Raw genomic sequence first — 21,170 nt, 5'->3', positions numbered from 1 at the left:
TTTAGAGAAACAGCTTAAGGAAGTTCCAGCAATTCACCCAATATACTTGAAGATTGCTCTTCAAGAGACCCTATAAATACTCAACCTAATCTGCTTATCTTAGCAGCTGCAGTACCTGTTGTGGTTGAGTATTTGCCTGAGCCAGCATTGCCTGAGCAGCCTGAGAAAGAATATTGTTCTTTGAGTACTCAGACATCTCTGATGCCATATCCACATCTCTGATTCTTGATTCTGCAGAAGTCAAGTTTTCTGATGAAGTTCCAAGATTATTTATTGTATGTTCCAATCTGTTTTGATAAGCACCAAGCTTAGCCCTTGCTTCAGAAACTGTTGTAATTGCATTATTTATTGTTTCAATAGCAGTATTTGCATTAGCTTGAGTTGAAACATTTATTCCTTTTTGAGCTACTGCTTCACTAGTTATTGAACCATCAACAGAAAATTCAGCTGATGTTGATTCTGTAACACTTCTTGTTAAAGTAGTTGAAACTCCTCCAGTTCCATCCAATGTTGCATTATCAAAGTTCACAGTTGCATAAGTATCACTATTTCCAACAACAGCACTAGTCATATTACTATATACTTTAACTGATGAGCCCACATCAGCACTACTACTATCTTGTAATTTAATTTCTTTATAACCTGCAGTAACATTAAAAGTGTAAGTATCATTATTTACATTATCAGTATCAGTGGCTATAGTTATTCCTGTTAACCCAGCATAGTCAAATGCGTTAGATGTAACAGTAACAGTTTCCCATGAACTTCCACCATCTTTAGATACCTGAGCTCCAGTTAAAGCTCCTGAAGCATCAAAAGTACCTTTTACAGTAATAGTTAAATTAGTAGTACCATTATAACTTCCACCTGTTACTGATAAAGCTCCTCCACTTGCATTACTTTGAGTAATTGCTCCACCTGTTATATCAGTGGATGCAGTTGCTGCAGTTGCTGCTACAGTAGTTATTTTATAACCATCTAAATTTGTGCTTGGGTTTGATATCCCTGAAATTCCAGCTGCGTTAGTAGCATCTAATTTATATAACTCAAGATCTCCTGCTACACCAAGAGTTTTAGCATCCATAGCACCTATTGACAAATTAATATTTTGTCCTTTATTTGCACCTATATGGAAAGTATCATTCAATCCTCCTGCAAGCAAATTCTGAGTATTGAATTCTGTAGTATTTGAAATTCTTGTGATTTCCTTTGCAAGCTCGTCAACTTCTGATTGTATCTTGGCTCTGTCATCATCTGTATTGGTATCAGTAGCTGATTGTACAGCAAGTGTTCTCATTCTCTGAAGTATGCTGTGAGTTTCATTTAATGCACCTTCAGCAGTTTGGATAAGAGATATTGCATCCTGTGAATTGCTGGATGCCTGATTCAGACCATTAATTTGTCCTCTCATTTTTTCAGATATTGCAAGGCCTGCTGCATCGTCTCCTGCTCTGTTTATTCTAAGACCAGAAGAAAGTTTTTCCATTGCTTTTGAAGCATTATTTGAATTGATATTCATATTTCTCAGTGCATTGTTTGCCATAAGATTGTGATTTATTATCATACTTATTCCTCCTTGATTTTTGTATTGGACATCCTTGTCCGAATTTTATTTATAGTGACTTCTTTTTAAGTTATAGCTAATTTATAGATTATAACTTAATTGAAGATTACTAACGAATTCATTTAGTTAAGAATGTACAGTTAATAGTATATAGTAATGGTTGGAATTTTTTAATTTTATTAAAAAATTTCTTCATTTACTCTTAACTCTTCACTATACACTTTTAACTCATATTAAGTTTTTCCTTCGTAGTTTTGACAATCGCAATTAACATCTTATTTAACTCAATGCAATCATCTAATAATGGTTTGTACTTTAAAGGATCAATATATCTGGTTGCAGATAATAGTTCCAACCAATATGAAGCTTCAGAACACTCTTTTAAAGCAATATTCATTTTTCACAAAAAATCCCTTTTACTTTGTGAAAATAGACCTTCTTTAATATTTGCACCTATACTGGTTCCTGATCTTAAGAGTTGTTTTGAAAGAATGTATTCTCTTTTTTCTTCACATAAGTACTTATATAGTTTAACTATATTTATGGAAAATTTAAAAGCTTTATTATAAACCAGACTTTCTTTCAACTTATCAGCCTCCTAAATAATAATTGTATTTAGAATTATTAGTAAAAAAATTATCATTTAGTCAGTTGGATTTTATTCTTTAGTGAACTTTTTAGTGGAGAATTTATAGTCAATAGTATACAATTATGGTGGAAATTTTTTAACTCTGTTAAAAAATTTCTTCATTTACTTTTCACTTACTTTTCACTCTTAACTATACACTTTTAACTTTCATCTATAATCTCTCAACTACTTTCATTATCGACTTTGCATTGTGTGCCTTTATACTTTTTTATATTTTTTTACTGAATATTTTCGGGGAATTTCCTATATTGCCGTAGGCACCGCTGGCGGTTTTATTTTTGGATATATTTTTTAGTTTTTCTTTTATAAATAGTGCTTTCTGCTTCATAAGCTCCCTAGCTTCATTTTCAATTTTCTTTATATTAAGTTTTTTATAAATTTCCCTGGTCTCATCTTTTTTATCAGCGTAAGAAATAAGTTCATTTAAAGTATCCTGTCTTTTCTCCAATTCACTTTGAAGAGATTCAATATCATCTTTTTCAAGCAGTTGTATAATCCTTTCTGTACACTTTCTATAATTCATTAATACTTCTTCAACTGTCCTTTTCATAACAGTCATTCCCCTCTCTCAGCCAATTATTCAAACTAATTATTTAAGTTAATAGTGAAGAGTGTATAGTATATAGTAATGGTGGAAATATTTTGATAGAATCAAAATATTTCTTCATTTACTTTTAACTATTAACTCTACACTCTTAACTGACTTAACTAAATTACCAATTAACCAAGATATAGTGACAAAGTTGATTGCTGTGCATTTAACTGTTCCATAGCCACTTCCAACTGTGTAAACTGATTATAATATTTGGTCTGATCGGCATTCATTCTTTCCGTTAAAGTATTTATAAGAAGCTGCTTCTGGTATATCTGATCTGGAAGAGTTCCTGTTCCACTTCCTCCTGTTACACTATAATCATCTTGTAGATTTGCATATTTTGTAAGCGTACCACTATTTAGTGTAGTACCTATTACACCTACATTGTTATTTATAATCTGATTTATCCTCTCAAATATTCCGGATTCATTAAATTTTGTTGCAGCATCCGTACTATCAGATATAGTTGTAAAAAGCTTCATTATATCATCTATATGATTGGTAATAATATCTGTAAACTGCTGATCATCAGTTATAGAAAGTTTAGCCCCTTGACTGTAATCATCTGATGTATCAATTCCAAGAGCATTGGAACCTATACTTCCAAAATAAAATGATGATATACTTTTTCCACTGCTGTCTACAACCGGAGTATTAAAGGCACTTGTAAGATCATTTAAAAGCTGCTGCAGATTATCATCATTTCTAAGTATACCTTGCTTAGCTTTATTTTCCCAATTGGTTATATCTGTATCACTCATTTCCTCCTTTTGTGAGTCCGTAAGTGGTTTATAATCATAATCTTTCTTTTCATTCAGTTTATCTTGTATTTCTCCTACTAAATTATTGTATTTATCTATAAAGCTTGAAATCAAGTCGTGTACCTTCGAAGTATCCTGGGTAACTGATATGCTGACAGCATTATCATCCGAAGTTACATCTACGAGATTATAAGTCACTCCATTTACAGTAAAATTATTGGAACTCTTAGTTAAAGTATCGCTGTAACTACTTGAACCCGGTTCTTTTATTTGTACCTGTGCATCTTTTCCATTTTTTACAACATTCATATCTGAAGATGTTATTCCAAGCTTACTCAAATCACTTGATAAAGTACCATCAATTTTAATAGTAGATTTTTCACCGGTAGCCGCAGTCTGAATAGAAAATTTTCCTGTAATCTCATTAAACTTAGCTGTAACAACCCCTCCTGTTTGATTTTTTATTGCATCTGCCAGATCTTGAATAGTAGATGAACTCGTTACACTAAAATTAACTGAAGCGATCTTATCCTCTGTAGAATTACCATCATTATAAGTTAAACTAATTGAAATACTTCCAGAATTAATGCCCAGATCATTTAACTTAGTAGAACTTAATGCATCTTTTCCATCTGTAGTTTGTACTTTACTCGTACTTTCTACAGTAGCTGAAGATGCAAGCTGTATCACCTTTATCTTATATGTGCCAGCCACTGCTGTAGATGATGCTTTTCCACTTACTATAGCTGCATCAGAACTATTTGCCGTCATATTATTATAACTATTTGAAGACAGTAGATAATTTGTACTATTTGTTATGTCAAAATACGTGCTTTGTAACTCCTTTACATCTGTTATAATACTCTGATAAGCTTCCTGCCTCCATTTTATAAGCTGCTGAGCCTGCTTTGCCTGATCAACTTTAGTTTGATCTGCTGTCAGCATTTTTTCTACCATTGCATCTATATCAAGTCCTGTATTAAGTCCTGTAATTCTCAATGTATTTCCCCCACCTGCACCAGTTGATCCCACTGGTACACTGCTAGTTGTACTAGTTGCCATATAAATTACCTCCTTTTTCAATTCACAATTTTTAAGAAAGTTAATAGTAATGAGAATTCTCGGGTGCCGCCGAAAATCTTCAATCACTATATACTCTTCACTCTTAATTATTCACTTATTCGAATGTCAATTATTTCTTAATGGTACCTGTTTTTGAAATTTTATAAGCCTCTTCCCATGTGTCCTTTACATTTTCTATTAGTGGAATTACCTCATCTAATATTGCTATATCCTTTTTTATATTTGCATCTATAAGTCTTCTTACTATAAAATCATATACGCTCATAAGAGATTGTCCCCAATCTCCTGCTTTTGAAATATCCAGTGTAGCCATAAGTTCGTAGAATATATTTTGAGTTTTAATTATGTTCTCATGGGCTTTTTTTACATCCCTATCTATTAAAGCCTGTTTTCCTATTTTTACAAACTTAACTGCTCCATCCACCAGCATTAAAAGCAGCTGATCTTTGGATGCATAATTTATACTGTTGGTTTTATAGGTACTGTAAGCATTAGCTGTATACATATTCTAAACGCCCTCCTTTTTTGAGTTAATAGTCTATAATTAAGAATGAATAGTATAGGTTGAAATTTTTTGACTTTGTTAAAGAATTCCTTCATTAACTCTTAATTCTCAACTCTTAACTTTTAAAACTATTTTTTCACATCCAAAATAGTCCCTCTTCCCCTATCTTTTGAAATGTTATCTTTTTGTTCCTTAAAAGCATCTACCTGTACTTCTTCTGTCTTAACAGCTTTTACTAAAATAGTTTTTTTATTTTTCCCCTGTTTATACTTGTTAAGTTCAGAACTAAAATCCCCCTGTCTGTCCTTTCCTCTGTCTCTGTAATCTTTGTTTATAAAAATTCCTCTTTTATTATGGACTTTCCCTGCACTTGTAGTATCTTTAACTCTTTGACGAACTTCCGGGTCTACTTTATTTAGTCTAAATTCCATTAGAATCACCCCGCTTAATTCAATTAAAAATTAATAGTTAATGATTATAATTAATGGTTAATTTTTCGAAGAAAAATATCCTTAACTCTTCATTATTAATTATTAACTCCTAACTCCGAATAATTATTACACTTTGTTGTCCATAAAAAGTCCTGCCAGTTCACAGAGTTTATCTACCATATCCACTATCTTTTTTGGTGGTATTTCTTTTATTACTTCTTTGGTATTATCGTCTACTACTTTTATCATAACACTGTTTAATTTTCCATAAACTTCATATTCCAAATGAGTAGGTGTATCCTCTAATAATCTATTTAGCTTATCTACAGCTTTTTTTGTATCTTTTGAGTCTATATTTTTTCCTTCAGCATTTTGAATTTGTGATTTAATATTAACTACATTATTACTTACCGAAATCGTACCAGTAGAAATTTCTATATTTCCACTGGTGGATGTATCAAAAGATACCTGTCTTCCCTGACCCATATCTCTAACTTCCATGCCAAACACCTCTTTAAATTTACTTTTTACCTTTTAATTTTTTCAATATACTTATATCTGAAGCTGCTGAATTTTTATTTTCCTCTTCTATTTCTCTGTAAAGTTCTTTTCTAAGTATGGTAACACTTCTAGGTGCAGATATGGAAAGCTTAACAGTACCTTCTTCTATTTTTGTAACTGTTATTTCTATATCTTCCCCTATGAGTACAGATTCTCCTTTTTTTCTGCTTATAACTAACAACTGACCTCCCCCTTAAAAAGTGGGTATTTTATAGGATATTCCACCTTATCCAGTATTAATTGTTCCCCAATACGCTCTTTTATATTTATTACTATGGGAGCTTTTAAATTAATAGTTATATTCTCTAATACAGAATTTAAAGTAACTGTATTTACTACGAATATATCTTCCTCATTTTTTATTTTTAATTCAGCTGCCTTATCTTCATTTAAATCAAATTCATAGTCTCTTAATATATCAAAAGGGGACGCTACTACAATTCCAATATTACTATCTTCAACAGAATGAAGTATATAGAATAAGTTATTTTCCTCTGCAGGAACCAGTATGAATTTTTTTAAATGTTCAAAACCCGGAATACCTTTTTTAAAAACTACAATATCTTTTTCACTGTACTCTAATATACCATGGTATTTTGTATTTAACTTCATAGTCCCTCTCCTTTTTCAAAAGCTGCTATTAATTAAGATAATCCATAAGGGTAGTCTGCATTATTTTTGCACTGGTTTGAAGGCACGCTATATATACTGTAATCATAGTAGAGTACTCTACGGTTTTCTCTGTTACATCTATATCCTCTATTTTAGAAAGAGTTTCAGTTAAACTTAATTTCGTAGAATCATTTTGATCACTTAAATCTTCCATCCTTTTTTCTTTTGCCCCTATTTCAGAACGAACTTTAAGTACCTGTTTGGAAGCCGCATCTATATTAGTAAGATCCTCATTTGTAAGCTTTTCTTTTGCTGCACTGGCGTCATCTTTCCATATATAATACTTCCCATCAGAACCCAGTATGGCACCTGCTGTACTTTCATCTACAGCATTGCCACTTTCATCCGTATTAGATTCTACCTGTCCAGCTAGATGGTGCACTATTCTGTCCATAAGTGCCCTTATATCGTCCTCCTGTCCTTCTCCGTACTTCATCACTTCTACTGCTGTGGCATTGTAACTGAGAACCACTCCCTGGGATACCTCTATATTTTTATCAGAAGCTATATTGTCCATGGCCATATTTGAAAGTTGTTTTCCAGAACTAGATGTCATATCTGATATATCTGTAGTAATTTTTATGGTGTCACTTTCATCCACAGCTAAAAATTTTATATTTCCATCATTGGTTTTTACTGCATTTATCTTATCCTTAAGATCTGAACTACCTTGTATTTTATCATTTAAATCCTTTACCACCTCATCTATGGTTTTATCTGAAGCATTTAAAGTCACAGAATAATCCGTTCCATTTACATTGAATGTTATAGACTTTCCTGTCCAGTTATCTACATTAAAATCATCTGATACCACCTGTGGAAGTGCTTCCAATACATTTCCATCCTTATCTGCATACTTTAGAGAAATACAGCCTTCATAGGTCTCAGTAATTGTATTACCATCATCATCTGTTACTTTTCGTGTTATATTATATGATTCCGTAGTTACAGGTTTCGACAGCCCTTGAGTACCTCCAAATATATATTCCCCACCCACATTTGTATTAAAAAGCTGTGCCAATTGAGATATCTGCTGATTTACTTCATCATTGATTTTATCCCTGTCATCCTGTCCATATGCTGCATCCCCTGCTTTTACTAAATTATCTCTTATTTTAGTAAGGACAGTTCCAATCTGACCTAGGCTGGTATCTGTATTCTCCATCCAGGTCAGTGCCGTTTTTATATTTGTGCCATATTGACTATTGGCAGTTATGGAAGTCTGAAGCTGCATTGACTTCTGTACATTTAAAGGATCATCAGAGGGCTTGGAAAAATTTTTAGTAGAAGACAGCTGCTGTTGTATTTTATTTAAATTATTCATGTTTACCTGCATATCTGAAAGAAAGCTATTTGTAAGGTATTTATTTGTTATTCTCAAAACTTTTCCTCCTTTTTCATTCAATTATCTCTTAAGTCCATTTATCACCACATCCAGAAGTTCATCTACCGTGGATATTACTTTTGCATTGGCTTGATAACAGTGCTGAAACTGTATAAGGTTTGTCATTTCCTCGTCCATTGAAACTCCTGATGCAGACTCTTTGGACTGAGTAAAGCTGGCAAGCTGGGTAGCCTCATGTTCTACCTGATTTTTAGCTTCTTCCTCATGCATACCTACTTTATTCACCAGATTGTTAAAATAATTATCCAATGTAGATCCACCATTCATATCCTCTATAGAGTATACATCGTTTAAATCACTGTCTGTAGCAAAAAAATCTCCTATAAGATCTTCTCTTGTGGAACTCTCTGTAACACCTTGAATATTCATAAGGGTGTTTGCCAGCTGTGCTATAGCCAGTGCCCTGTTGCCATCTGTGTTAGTACCCAGGGAATTTCCATTTGAATCGTATTTTGTATCTGTTTTTATCTTGGAAGAGTCATTTAATATCTCTATATTTACAGTTATATTATCTGCAGTTATATTGTTTTCGTCCTCTTCAGAATTATTTCCATCGGTATCTCCATTTACAAAGAAATTGTTAATTCCCCCTTCAGGGGAGCCGCTGTTATCTGCCACCCAGGTACTGCTCTGACTTATTATGGCATTTACTGAAACAGCCAGGGATTTGGCCAATCTGTTAAGCTCATCCTGATATTCTGTTATATTATTTTGAATTGACATGTAACCTTTCAATTCTCCAGAAGGCGGCGTAAACAGTGCAAGCTGTTCAAAACTTACAGGACTGTCCAGTGTTGTACTGGTACTACTTAAATTGCCGTCAATTACTTTGGCATCATTTCCCGAAGCATCTTTTCCATCTTTTACTTTATAGACAGTTCCTTCATTATTGGCCCAAAGTACCCTGCTTGTATTTAACAGTTCTGCTTCCTCTTCAGTCATGCTTACATACATGGTAACTTTATTATCATCTGAAAGAGTATCTCCCTTTTTATAATAAGATACTTCATAGGTGGCTTTTCCGGTGGTTGTATCAGCATCTGTCTTTTTATTTATACTGCTTACATAGGAAAAGGTGGCCACATTTATATCATCCGAATCATTTGCCTGAACTATGTTAAGGGGCGAGCCCCCCTCTGAAATTAGTGGGGCAGTACCATTATCATTTACATCCTTATCGTATATGGAACTGTTGGAAGTCGTTACATTTATTCCACCATATTTTTTTTCATCTATATTTATACCAAACTTCTCACTTAGTTGATCCAAAAGCAAATCCCTTTTGTCCATAAGATCATTTGGGTTGTTTCCAGACATCTTTACATCCTTTATCTTCTGGTTTAACTCCGAAATCTGACTGAGCATACCATTTATATCCACTACTGCAGTTTTTGTTTCACTATGAGTATTATCTTTAAGACTGGTAAACTTTGCATAAACACTGTTTAAATCATTGGTAAGCTGATAAGCCTGCTGTGCTACAGTACTGCTGTTTTGAGAAGAGGATGAAAGGTTCTGCCAGGAATTGAAAAATTTACTCATAAGAGAGGATATACCACTTTCTGTTGGTTCACTAAGTATATTTTCCACCTGACTTAAATATTCATCTCTGGCCGTATAATGGCCATTAATTGCATTTTCCACTCTTATCTGGTAATCTAAAAAACTATCCCTTATTCTATCTATGGATGCTACTGTTACTCCTGTTCCCAGCTGGCCTGCAATAGTTGCCGCATTCATGGAAGGCATGGTATAGGGTGTGGTGGTAACAAGAGTAGCTCTCTGTCTTGTATATCCTTCTGTTTCTGCATTTGCTATGTTATGGGAAGTAACATTTATTGAGGTCTGCTGGGCAAAGAGTCCACTTTTTGCCGTATTAAATATTGAAAACAACCCCGGCATTTAATCATCTCCTTATCTTTTTCAGTTAAAAGTTAAAAATGAAGAGTGAAAAGTGAAGGATAATTTTTCTGCACTTCGCTGCGAAAAATTTAAAACTATTATCTCAGATTTTCTGGAGTTTCAACGAAAGAAAATCATCATAAACTCTTAACCATTAACTCTTAATTATTAGCAATTCATCTGCTCCTTCCAATGGAATTGTAGGTTTTTGCCTCCATATTTGGATTAAGAGCTCTTAACATCTGATGGGTAAAAATCATGCCGTGCTTTATAAGTGCTTCATTTGTATCTTTTTGAAATTGCATTTTTTGGAGTACTTCTACTATGTCTTCATAAATTTGTTTTAAGTTTTCATCTTTTGCTTCTTCTATTATTTCCCTCATAGGCCTGTTTTTAGTGAGCTTTCTTCTCTTCATTTCAAGAAGGGCCACGGTTTTGCTTCTCTCTTCCAGTACTTTTACTATTTTATCTAAATTAAAGGCTTCCCTTCTTACAAGATATCTGTTCTGTTCTATTAAGGCTTCCAAAAGCTTTTTTAAGACAATGTATTCCTCTTCCATTATATGCTTTAATTCTAAAAGCACACTGATTTACCTCCCTTGCAGAGCATTATTACAGTTTTTCCTTCATAGTTTCTATAATTTTAGCTGCAACTAATTTCCTATCCACATTATAAGTGCCATTTTCCACAGCTTTTTTAATATCTTCTACCTTTTCCTTAGAGTTTATGGTTTCATCTCCCTGGATATAAGAACTTAAACTTTTTCCAAGAGATGAAATTTCAATGGAATCTTTTTGCCCTTCAATCTTGGTTGTTCCATATTCTCTTTTACTTTTTTCATAGATATTCAATATTTTATTCAAACTGATTCCATTAACCTTCATATAAAATACACTCCTTAAACTTAACAGCTTTACATGTTCTTCTGTAATAATTATTAATATTATCGGGTATATAAATCTAATATTTATACTTTTATTAGAAGATAAATAAGTTAATTTTATACCAAAATCCCTTTATCTTCCCACTTTAATGAAGCTGTAAATTTAATAATATAAAAAATTAAAAGCAGAGTATTACCTCTGCTGAAATGAGATCCCATGTCCTCTATTTAAGAGAACTAATTCTATCTTTACTGCTTACAATGCCCTTTATTCTCACCCCGAAATTTTCATCTATTACGATTACTTCTCCATAGGCCACTTTTTTTCCATTTACCAATATTTCCACTGGTTCTTCCGTTAATTTGTCCAACTCCACCAGAGAGCCTGTACCAAGATTTAAAATATCTTTGATACTCTTTTTAGTCCTTCCAAGAACTACAGATATTTCAAGAGGTACATCCAATATCAAATCTATATTTCTTGGTATATTACTTTTTGAAGGAGTAGAATCCAAAGACTGAAATACTGCCTTCTGCACCTTTACGGGCTGTTTATTTACACTGGTTTCTATAGGTTTTTCATATATATTATTTGAAACTTCCCTCTGTGGCTGCGAGCTAACCGATGGCGAATTATCCACAGTTTTAGATGGGGGAGGTGATTGAGTACTTTCATCTTTAACAGGTTCAGCTGCTTTAGAAGCCTCTGCATTTTCCTCTTCTTCTTTTCCCATCATTATGGAAATTATTTTTTTAGCCGTATCCATCGGGAATAATTGCATTATATGACTATCCACCAGTTCTCCAATTTTAAGAGAAAAAGATACTTTTACAATAGTTTCATCCTCTGCTATCTCCTTGGATAAAGGTTCTGTACTATCATCCCATATATTGGATACAGGAGGAGAAATATTTATTTCTCTCATAAACATGGTTGCCATGGAAGTAGCTGCAGACCCTATCATCTGATTCATAGCTTCAGATACCGCACTGGTTTCTATCTCACCAAGCTCCTTAACTTCCCCTTCAATCTTCCCGTCTCCACCCATCATGAGATTTGCTATTACATAGGCATCTGTAACCTTCATAACCAGGAGATTTTCCCCGATTATGCCTGCTGTATATTTAACTTCCAGGGCCACATTTGGAATTTCAAATTCATCTTTTAATTTTTGCAAGGTAGTCAAAGTTACCACTGGAGTAGTTATATTTACCTGTTGGTTTATTATTGTAGAAAGTGCTGTGGAGGCAGAACCCATGGATATATTACCTATTTCACCAAGTAAATCTTTCTCTACATCTGACAATTCTGACGTATCTCCACCTTCTGCTGCTACTTCTGATGGAGAAGTGTTTTCATCTTCTTGTCCCCCATTTAAAAGCGCATCTATTTCTTCTTGTGAAAGAAAGCCATTACTCATAATTTTCCACATCCTTATCTATAGTATCCAATATTTCAACCCCCATATTCTTTCCTATTATGCCAGGTTTTCCATAGTAGTACACCTTATCTTCCAGCATCAGTTTCACAGGATCTGTAGTCTTTTCCTTTAATGTCAGTACATCTCCTATATTCAAATTCAAAAATTCATTTACTGTTATTTCTACAGTTCCGAGAACTGCTGTAAGATGAACTCCTACTACGTTTAATCTCTCTCTAAGCTTTTCTCTGGATTCAAGCCTCACTTCTTCATCTCCATCTTGAAACCAATACTGAACCACTAATTTATCAAGTACTTTTTCTATACTTAAATAAGGAATACATATATTTATGAAAGTAGTACTTTTACCCAGTTCCACAGAAAAACTTATAAGGGCAATAGGATCATTCGGTGCAAGGGTCTGATTCAGTGCAGGATTTGTCTCTATTCCCTCCACTTCTGTTTCCACTTCCATTACATCTTCCCAGGCCAATTTCAAATTTGATATGAGTCCTTCATTTACCACTTTTATAATATTCTTATCTATATCTGTAAATTCTCTAGCCTTATATTTTCCTGTTCCACTTCCACCTAAAAGTAAATCTATAATTTCAAACACAAATTGAGGATTTATTTCAAATAGTACAGTTCCACTTAAAGGCGGCATTTTAAATATGGTCAAAATAGTAGGGTTTGGCACAGAATGGATAAACTCTTCATAGGTTATCTGCTGCACGGATTCCACTTTTACTTTTACATTGCTTCTAACCTGTGCAGTTAAATAATTGGAAATTATTCTGGCATAATTGTCATGAATAAGTTCCAGTGTTCTTATATGATCCTTGGAAAATTTTTGGGGACTCCTAAAATCATAGGGTTTTATCTTCTGCTGTTCCTCTTCCTGTGGCACCTCATCCGGGGTAAGTTCCCCTGTGGAAAGAGCGGCCAGGAGGGCGTCTATCTCATTCTGCGATAATACATCTGCCATTTTCTTCCCCCATTTCTTGAGAAAATTTCAAGTATATGAAACTAATAAATGCAAAGGTCAATTTAATCTGAAAGAAGCTTATCTATATCAATCAAGGTAACTATTCTATCATTTAAATTTATTATTCCTTTTATATAGGCCTGCTTTTTCTCATCATTTTCCTTTTCCACAATACTATCTTCTAAATCTAAAACTTCATCTACTTGATCTACACTTATTCCTACCAGTTCATCTTCCATTTCAAGTATTATTACATTTCCCTCACTTTTGTCATTTTTAGGAATATCCATTAAAAAATTTATATCTAAAAGAGATATTACATTTCCCCTTAAGTTTATAAGTCCTTTTATATAAGTTGGTGCCTTAGGAACTTTAGTTATTTCCATAGCATCGTTTATACTCTGAACTTTGGCTGTTTCTACCGCAAATTGCTCATTATTTAATCCGAATATAACAACCTGCATATTTACACCTCCCTTTATAGAGATACACAAGATTATGTATACAAATATCATTATACATAAAATAGCAGGTTTAACTTCTTTTGTTCAAATCACACAAATATTCATCTGCACTACATTAAATTTTAATAAAAATTTTATCCACATTTAATGTTTTCGTCATAAACCATGCTACCTTTATATAAATTCAAAAATTTTAATTTTAAAATTCTACTTTAATTTTTAAGAAGCTACAACTTTATTTATGGCTTCCAGTACCCTGTCTGGCTGGAATGGTTTTACTATAAAATCCCTAGCCCCTGCTTTTATGGCATCCATGACCATAGTCTGTTGTCCCATGGCAGAACACATTATTATCTTTGCATTGGCGTCAATAGCCCTTATTTGCTTTACAGCTTCAATACCATCCATATCAGGCATTGTTATATCCATAGTAACCACATCGGGAGTTTCCTTCTTATATAACTCCACAGCTTTTATGCCATTGTTTGCCTCTCCCACTACTTCAAAACCATTTTTCTCCAGTATATCCTTTATCATCATTCTCATAAATGCAGCGTCATCCACAATTAATATTTTAGCCATTTTTTTCCCTCCAAACTATTTACTACTAATATTATCATATTCCTAAAGCATTAAAAATTTTCTCCAGCGAACCAGGCATAGGTACATAATAAAAATGTCCGCTTATTTTAGAATTATTTTGTATAAACAACGTTTCTATATCCAGAACATATTCATCAAACTGTCCAGATTCTATAAATGTAGTTGAAAGTATCGCTCCCAGCATATCACATGTAACCGCAGGTACTGAAGGTATAAGGTACAGTCCTGTAAGTTTGGATATGGCATTCATGTAAGAACTGGATGTTATATTACCCACCTCACAGAGCACTGAGTTTCCCATATCATTTAAATATTCCTCTTTATAACCCATCAACATGGAGATAAGCTCAAGGGCAGTTTCCTTTTCAAATATGAATAATATATTTCCAGGTGCATCTCCCAAAGTTCTTACAATTACTCCTACAACTATTTCATCTCCCTCAATGCTGGTAAAAATATCATTAAAAGGCACTATGTTTACATCAGGTACCGTAATATCAACTTTTTTGTTTATAAGCTGAGATAAGGCTGTAGCTGCATTTCCCGTACCTATATTTACAACTTCTCTTAGTGCATCAAGCTGCATGGATGTAAGGCTTTTGTAGTCCATATATATCCTCCTTATACCAGAGCAGCAACATCCAATATCAAGGTTACAAGACCATCTCCAAGTATTGTTGCTCCCATGTATTCCTTTAAATTTTGTAATGTCTTTCCAAGAGGTTTTATAACAATTTCTCTTTGTCCAAGCAGTGAATCCACCATAAGTCCCACAGTTTTTTCCCCTACTTTAACTATTACTATATAATTTTTATTGTTTTTGGATTTTTCAACTCCTAGCTTATCATATAATCTTACAAGAGATATTACATTTCCATTGTATATTATGACCTCTTTGTTGTTGGTCATTTTTATCAAGTCCTCTTTATAGTCTATAACTCTGTCTACATAACTTAAGGATATGGCCATAGTCTCATCTCCTACACCTACCAACAGTACCTGTATTATCTGAAGCGTAAGAGGAAGTCTTATTACAAAGGCAGAACCTTCATCCTTTTCACTTACCACATCCACAGTTCCTCCAAGGGCGGATATTTTTGTCTTAACTACATCCATACCTACTCCCCTGCCTGAAATATCCGTTACCTCAGTATTGGTGCTGAATCCCTGCAAAAATATAAGGTTTTTCACATCATTGTCTGACATTCCATCGGTGTTTATACCCATATTTTCAGCCTTTTCTCTTACTTTGTCCACAGGTATTCCACTTCCATCATCTACAACTTTTATTACTGCATTGGTACCCTCTTGATAAGCAATAAGACTTATTTTTCCAACAGGATCTTTGCCTTTTGATATTCTCTCCTCTTTTGATTCTATACCATGATCTGCTGCGTTTCTAATGAGATGAATTAAAGGTTCTCCTATTTCATCTATTACAGTTCTATCAAGTTCTGTATCCGCCCCTTCAATTACAAGTTCCATTTCTTTGTCAAGTTCTACAGATAAATCTCTTATCATCCTTGGAAATCTATTAAATACAGTATCAAGAGGCAGCATTCTGATTTTCATAACCAGATCCTGAAGATCTGAAGTGGTTCTGGCTACCTGCTCCAGGGTTTCATTCAGTTCATTTAATTTATAATTACTGCTTATCTGTTCAAGTCTTGTTCTATTTATAACAAGCTCCGATACCATATTCATAAATTTATCCAGTCTCTCTAAATCCACTCTCACAGACTGATGCATTTTTTTATGGGGTTCTTTTTTTGCAGTTTTTTTACTTTCCTTGTCTTTGTCAGGTACAAGGGCAGGCTTTGGTTTTATATCTTCTACCCTGGCTGAAGCCTGATTTTGAATTACAGACTTTATTTGCTCACTTTGTTTATCTTTAATCTGCATCTTTTTTATTTTTTCTGCTTTTATATCTATTTTTTCTATGAATACTTTTTCCACTTCAGATATATTCATCAAGGTTTCATATACTTTGTTTTCGTCACTCGTGGTAACAAAGGTGAGGTCCACTTCAAAATCAAAGTTTTCATTTTCCAAATCTTCTGTATTTGGAACAGATTTAATTATCTCCCCCATTTCCTCAAGGCTCTTGAATATAAGAAATACTCTGGCAGATTTTAGCAGGGTATTTTCACTAATGGTTACCCTTATCTGATAGGAATTAAATCCTTTATCCTGTGCCTGTTTAACTACATTTATATCATATTCATTTAATTCCACCTGTATGTTTTTAGTACTCCTTGCACTGTCACTTTGTTTTTCTTCCTGTATATCCTGTTTTAATTCTTCCTTTTTATTATCGCCCTTTAAACTAGCTATATTTTCCAATTCCTCTATGATACCCTTTATAGGAACTTCCTCTTCCACACCATCTTCTATATTTTTTATCATCTGCTCAAGGGTATCCAGACATTTAAATAAAACTGTCACCACATCTTGAGTAACCTTTAGTTTGCCATCTCTAAACCTGGACAACACATCTTCCATTTTATGGGTTAGTTCCCCTACTTCATTAAATCCCATGGTAGCTGCCATTCCTTTTAATGTATGTGCAACTCTAAAAATTTCATTTACCTTGTCTATGTTGTGAGGTTCTTGTTCAAGTTGAAGTAATGATTCATTTAAAATCTGTAGATTGTCCATTGCTTCTTCTAAAAACATAGACATATACTGTGACGTATCCATTTCTTTCCCTCCCTATAGCTTTCTGTATATAAAGGTAGAAGCCTTCTCAAAGCCATAATCCTTAAAATTATATATACTTTCAGTAGCTCCAACAAACAATAACCCACCTTTTTTCAAGGATTGGCTAAATTTTTTATATATGCTGTTCTTTATATCCTGATTAAAATATATTACCACATTCCTGCATACTATTAAATCAAAATTACTTTCATAACCCTCTAATATTAAGTCGTGCTTTTTAAAATTAACTAAACTCTTTATCTGAGAATTTATAATATATTTACCATCTTTCAAGGTAAAATATTTACTTAAATACTCCTTCTTTACGTTTTTTACTTCGGATGCGGTATATTCACCTTTTTTAGCCCTTTCAATTATAGTATTATCTATATCTGTAGCCAATATTTTATGCCTTGCGCCTCTGGATAATTCATCTAAATATATAGCTATGGAATAAGGTTCTGCCCCAATTGAACAAGCTGCACTCCATATCTTTAAAGAATTGCTTTTAGGAAGCAATTCTTGTTTTAGTATAACTTTAAGTTCCTCAAATATATCCGGATTTCTAAAAAACTCAGATACATTTATTGTAATAAAATCTAAAAATTTTTGTCTTTGTGCACTATCTCTTTTTAAAAGCAGTACATATTCATCTATGCTGCTTACTCCCACTCTAGACATTAAACTGTTTATCCTTCTGTGCAATTGATTTGATTTATAGGCTGACAGGTTTATATTAAACTCTTTTAAAACCCACTGCTCAAAATAAGCCATATCCATAAAGTCTACCTCCTACCAGATGTTATTATTTTCAACACTTCTTTTGCTATGTCATCTAGCGCCAAAACTAAATCTACTTTTCCCGTTTCATATGCAACCTTTGGCATACCATAAATGGTACAGGTAGACTCATCTTGGGATATGGTAACACCCCCATTTTTTTTAATTTCTACAGTTCCTTCTGCACCATCTTTTCCCATTCCCGTCAAAACTACGCTAATAATATTTTCCTTATATGCCTTTGAAGCAGACATAAATAGCTTATCTACCGCAGGTCTAACTCCCCAAATTGCGGGTTCTTTATTTAAATGAATTTTTTTATCATTCCATACTTCCATATGATATCCACCAGGAGCTATGTATACAACATTTCTTTCAGTGTTCATCCCATCTTGTGCTTCTACTACTTTTACACGAGAACTTAAATTCAATCTTTCTGCAAAAGCTTTAGTAAAACCTACAGGCATATGCTGTACCACAAATACAGGTACTCCTATGTCTTCGGGGAACTCTGTTATAACTGAAGTAAGTGCTTTAGGTCCTCCTGTAGATGCCCCCATTACTATGGCATCTATTCTTCCCGCTTGAAATTTATTTTCTCTCACCTTTTTAGTATTTCCATCTGCAATATACGCTGAAGCAACTTCTTTATAACTTTTATTTTTAGCTGTACTATTAGCCTCAGTGTGGTTACTTTGATTAGATGTACTAAAATAAGCCACTTTAATTTTTTGTATCAATTCAACTTTTACTTTATCTATATCAAGGGATATGGTTCCAGAGGGTTTAGGTAAAAAATCAAAGGCTCCTGCTCCTAAACATTCCATAGTGAGCTCTGTACCTTCTTTTGAAATACTGCTTAAAATTATTACAGGTATATCTATGTTTTTCTTTTTAAGTTCCCCAAGTGCAGTTATACCATCCATTTTGGGCATTTCTACATCCATGGTTATCACATCTGGCATGGTTTTATAAAAATTTGAAGAAAATTTATCCATAAGATCTTGTCCATTTCTGGCAGTACCTATTACTTCTATAGAACTGTCCTCTTTTATCATGTCTGAGATGATTCTTCTCATAAGTGCTGAATCATCTACTACTAAAACTTTAATCTTTTTCAAACTATTATCACTCCATTAAATTTTTAAATTTCCTTTATTCCCTTTCCTACAGTACGTATTTTCACCCCGCCATCATAGGTATCAAATATCATAGTCCTTCCTTTATTACCTCCCAGATCATGGGATAATATAGAAACAGAACATTCTTCTAATATTTTCTTCACCGCAGCACTATTTCTATTGCCTATATCCATAATCATACTCTTATCTGAAAAATTAAACATAGATGCTCCACCTGCTATTTTAGCTTTTAAATTTCTCCTATTTGCTCCTAATTTTTCTAAATCTTTTATTAAAAGAGGGACAGCTAAATCTGCAAATTTTATAGGATTTTTTATATTACTGAATTGTGTGCTGTCCGGCAGCATTATATGTGCTAGTCCGCCTATGCCCCTCATCTTATCATACAAAGCTATACCAACACAGGAACCCAGGCCTATAGTTATAAGTCTATGGGGGGAGCCGGCAGTATTCATATCTGCTATTCCTACCTTTATCTCTTTTATCTCCATAAATATTGCACCTTTCAATTTTAAATTATAATAGGGTTTGCGAAACGCTATAACCCGCATAAATGCGGTATATTTTTTGTTGTAAAATAGAATAACTCCTCACTGATTTATGGTAAAATTGAATTGCCAAGAAACAAAATCACCATATACCTCAGAAAGGAGTTATATACTTATGATACCATATAAACAGCTTTCTTTGGCAGAAGTTTTTTCTGATTGCAAAGAAAAATTTGAAAACAACAAGCCCCAGTTTCTTTCTTTACTTGAAGATACTATTGATCTGGATGATTTAGTTCCAGTTTCTTTTATAAATCATTTTTATGCTTCTACTGGAAGACCTCGTAAATATACACTTTATGCCATGCTTCGTGCTTTGATTTTGCAGCGTATTTTTTCTATTCCTACAGATTCCCTTTTGATTATTTTTCTTAAATATTCAAAAGAGTTGAGGGATTTTTGCGGTTTCACCAAAGTTCCTGATGCTTCTAAATTCACACGCTTTAGACAAGATTTTATTTTGGACTTACAATCAATGTTCCATAATCTTGTTAATATTACTGAGCCAATATGTCAACAAATTGATAAGAACCTTGCTTCTATGACTATCTTTGATACTTCTGGTATTGAAGCTTTCGTCACTGAAAACAACCCTAAATATGCTAACCGCATCATAAAACAACTTAAAGCTTTTAAGAAGACACATGGTCTGGATGATTCTTATGACCCTTATAAAGCTGCTTACAGGGCTATGCCTTCTCATGCTGCAGCTAATCCAGCCATCCAGCAGATGTACATTAACGGTCATTTTTGTTACGCTTTTAAATTTGGCATTGTAACCAACGGCCTTGGTATTGTGAGAGATATTTCATTTTACAACCAAGATTTCCTTAAAACTCATCCAGATATCGTTGTTGAGAAAAAATCCAATTCTCCTGATGAAGATAAGTCCCTTGCTGATTCTAAAGCACTTATACCTGTCCTTAAGGATTTTTTTGAAAAACATCCTTTGATAAATCCTAAAACTTTTTTAGGTGACGCTGCTTTTGATAGTATTGAAATTTATCAATATCTTTTTCAAGAACTAAAGTTTGAAAAAGCATATATTCCACTAAAAACTAAGCTTGCACCAGAAGAATCCGATTGTCCTTTGAATGAAGATGGTATTCCATGCTGCCCTCATGATCATTCACTACCCATGAAGCAAGAAGGCAGCAAATCACACTTACGCTCAGAAATTCCAACAATGAAATTCGTTTGCCCTAAAATGAAATGGATTTATAATAAAGAAACGAAAAAGAGTAAACGAAAAACTCTTTGTGAAGATCCTTGTACTAAATCATCTTGTGGCAGAATGTTCTACATTTATCCAGAAAAAAATTTGCGTGCATACCCAGGAACAACTCGTGGTTCCCAAGATTGGAATTATACTTATAAAATTCGTTCTACTGTTGAAAAAAGCATTGGACATTTTAAAAACAGCTATTGCATTGCAAACCGTAGAACACAAAATGAAAAAACTCTTCATGCTGACTTACTTCTTTCAGGCATAACCCAGCTAATAACAGTTGT

General features: G+C 33.5%; 21 protein-coding genes and 2 pseudogenes. 1 reads left to right on the top strand and 22 read right to left on the bottom strand.

Annotated features, from left to right (window positions below; translation table 11 throughout):
- Nucleotides 1-94: 94 nt before the first annotated feature.
- From AB3K27_RS08030 to AB3K27_RS07925, 22 genes and pseudogenes are all read right to left on the bottom strand, one after another.
- Nucleotides 95-1,564: a flagellin gene (locus AB3K27_RS08030; RefSeq protein WP_368490695.1), complete on the bottom strand. Its 1,470-nt coding sequence runs from the start codon at nt 1,562-1,564 to the stop codon at nt 95-97.
- 223 nt (nt 1,565-1,787) lie between these two features.
- A pseudogene (locus AB3K27_RS08025) lies at nt 1,788-2,150 on the bottom strand (four helix bundle protein).
- A gap of 271 nt (nt 2,151-2,421) precedes the next feature.
- Entirely contained in the window at nt 2,422-2,763 is a 342-nt protein-coding gene (locus tag AB3K27_RS08020) for a hypothetical protein (RefSeq protein ID WP_368490694.1), read from the bottom strand.
- 170 nt (nt 2,764-2,933) lie between these two features.
- Nucleotides 2,934-4,631: a flagellar filament capping protein FliD gene (fliD, locus tag AB3K27_RS08015; RefSeq protein WP_368490693.1), complete on the bottom strand. Its 1,698-nt coding sequence runs from the start codon at nt 4,629-4,631 to the stop codon at nt 2,934-2,936.
- A 130-nt stretch (nt 4,632-4,761) separates the two neighbouring features.
- Nucleotides 4,762-5,157 (bottom strand): flagellar export chaperone FliS, encoded by a 396-nt coding sequence (fliS, locus tag AB3K27_RS08010; RefSeq protein WP_368490692.1) that lies wholly within the window; start codon nt 5,155-5,157, stop codon nt 4,762-4,764.
- A 128-nt stretch (nt 5,158-5,285) separates the two neighbouring features.
- Nucleotides 5,286-5,588, bottom strand: a complete 303-nt coding sequence (locus AB3K27_RS08005; RefSeq protein WP_368490691.1) for a hypothetical protein — start codon at nt 5,586-5,588, stop codon at nt 5,286-5,288.
- A 126-nt stretch (nt 5,589-5,714) separates the two neighbouring features.
- Complete coding sequence (locus AB3K27_RS08000; RefSeq protein WP_368490690.1) at nt 5,715-6,089, bottom strand: flagellar protein FlaG; 375 nt, start codon at nt 6,087-6,089, stop codon at nt 5,715-5,717.
- A 19-nt stretch (nt 6,090-6,108) separates the two neighbouring features.
- Nucleotides 6,109-6,330, bottom strand: a complete 222-nt coding sequence (gene csrA / locus AB3K27_RS07995; protein ID WP_368490689.1) for a carbon storage regulator CsrA — start codon at nt 6,328-6,330, stop codon at nt 6,109-6,111.
- Entirely contained in the window at nt 6,324-6,761 is a 438-nt protein-coding gene (fliW, locus tag AB3K27_RS07990; RefSeq protein ID WP_368490688.1) for a flagellar assembly protein FliW, read from the bottom strand. The genes csrA and fliW overlap by 7 nt, the downstream gene beginning before the upstream one ends.
- Nucleotides 6,762-6,789: 28 nt before the next feature.
- On the bottom strand, nt 6,790-8,202 hold the full coding sequence (gene flgL / locus AB3K27_RS07985; RefSeq protein ID WP_368490687.1) for a flagellar hook-associated protein FlgL: 1,413 nt from the start codon (nt 8,200-8,202) through the stop codon (nt 6,790-6,792).
- A 24-nt stretch (nt 8,203-8,226) separates the two neighbouring features.
- A complete protein-coding gene (gene flgK, locus AB3K27_RS07980) occupies nt 8,227-10,128 on the bottom strand; it encodes a flagellar hook-associated protein FlgK (protein ID WP_368490686.1) in 1,902 nt (633 codons plus the stop codon).
- A 176-nt stretch (nt 10,129-10,304) separates the two neighbouring features.
- On the bottom strand, nt 10,305-10,712 hold the full coding sequence (gene flgN / locus AB3K27_RS07975; RefSeq protein ID WP_368490685.1) for a flagellar export chaperone FlgN: 408 nt from the start codon (nt 10,710-10,712) through the stop codon (nt 10,305-10,307).
- 28 nt (nt 10,713-10,740) lie between these two features.
- The gene (flgM, locus tag AB3K27_RS07970; protein ID WP_368490684.1) at nt 10,741-11,013 is read right to left on the bottom strand and encodes a flagellar biosynthesis anti-sigma factor FlgM; all 273 of its coding nucleotides are present in this window, start codon (nt 11,011-11,013) and stop codon (nt 10,741-10,743) included.
- A gap of 223 nt (nt 11,014-11,236) precedes the next feature.
- A complete protein-coding gene (fliY, locus tag AB3K27_RS07965; RefSeq protein ID WP_368490683.1) occupies nt 11,237-12,433 on the bottom strand; it encodes a flagellar motor switch phosphatase FliY in 1,197 nt (398 codons plus the stop codon).
- Nucleotides 12,426-13,421 carry a flagellar motor switch protein FliM gene (fliM, locus tag AB3K27_RS07960; protein WP_368490682.1) on the bottom strand — a complete coding sequence of 332 codons (996 nt, stop codon included), beginning with the start codon at nt 13,419-13,421 and terminating at the stop codon, nt 12,426-12,428. Before fliM ends, fliY begins: the two co-directional genes overlap by 8 nt.
- Nucleotides 13,422-13,483: 62 nt before the next feature.
- A complete protein-coding gene (locus AB3K27_RS07955) occupies nt 13,484-13,885 on the bottom strand; it encodes a chemotaxis protein CheW (protein ID WP_368490681.1) in 402 nt (133 codons plus the stop codon).
- Nucleotides 13,886-14,104: 219 nt separating this feature from the next.
- Nucleotides 14,105-14,467 carry a response regulator gene (locus tag AB3K27_RS07950; RefSeq protein WP_368490680.1) on the bottom strand — a complete coding sequence of 121 codons (363 nt, stop codon included), beginning with the start codon at nt 14,465-14,467 and terminating at the stop codon, nt 14,105-14,107.
- Nucleotides 14,468-14,501: 34 nt separating this feature from the next.
- On the bottom strand, nt 14,502-15,098 hold the full coding sequence (locus AB3K27_RS07945; protein ID WP_368490679.1) for a chemotaxis protein CheC: 597 nt from the start codon (nt 15,096-15,098) through the stop codon (nt 14,502-14,504).
- An 11-nt stretch (nt 15,099-15,109) separates the two neighbouring features.
- Nucleotides 15,110-17,188, bottom strand: coding sequence for a chemotaxis protein CheW (locus AB3K27_RS07940; protein WP_368490678.1), 2,079 nt, complete (start codon nt 17,186-17,188; stop codon nt 15,110-15,112).
- Between the two features lie 12 nt (nt 17,189-17,200).
- Nucleotides 17,201-17,968, bottom strand: coding sequence for a protein-glutamate O-methyltransferase CheR (locus AB3K27_RS07935; RefSeq protein WP_368490677.1), 768 nt, complete (start codon nt 17,966-17,968; stop codon nt 17,201-17,203).
- A 5-nt stretch (nt 17,969-17,973) separates the two neighbouring features.
- Nucleotides 17,974-19,089: a chemotaxis response regulator protein-glutamate methylesterase gene (locus AB3K27_RS07930; protein ID WP_368490676.1), complete on the bottom strand. Its 1,116-nt coding sequence runs from the start codon at nt 19,087-19,089 to the stop codon at nt 17,974-17,976.
- 23 nt (nt 19,090-19,112) lie between these two features.
- Nucleotides 19,113-19,601, bottom strand: coding sequence for a chemotaxis protein CheD (locus AB3K27_RS07925; protein WP_368490675.1), 489 nt, complete (start codon nt 19,599-19,601; stop codon nt 19,113-19,115).
- A gap of 172 nt (nt 19,602-19,773) precedes the next feature.
- Between AB3K27_RS07925 and AB3K27_RS07920 the strand changes: the two are divergent.
- Nucleotides 19,774-21,151 (top strand): annotated as a pseudogene (locus AB3K27_RS07920) (transposase).
- The last annotated feature ends 19 nt before the right edge of the window (nt 21,152-21,170 follow it).

It is taken from the genome of Clostridium sp. BJN0013 (assembly GCF_040939125.1).
Taxonomy (GTDB): domain Bacteria; phylum Bacillota; class Clostridia; order Clostridiales; family Clostridiaceae; genus Clostridium_B.
Note: the sequence above shows the minus strand (reverse complement) of the source record. Positions and strands in the feature narration are given on the sequence as shown.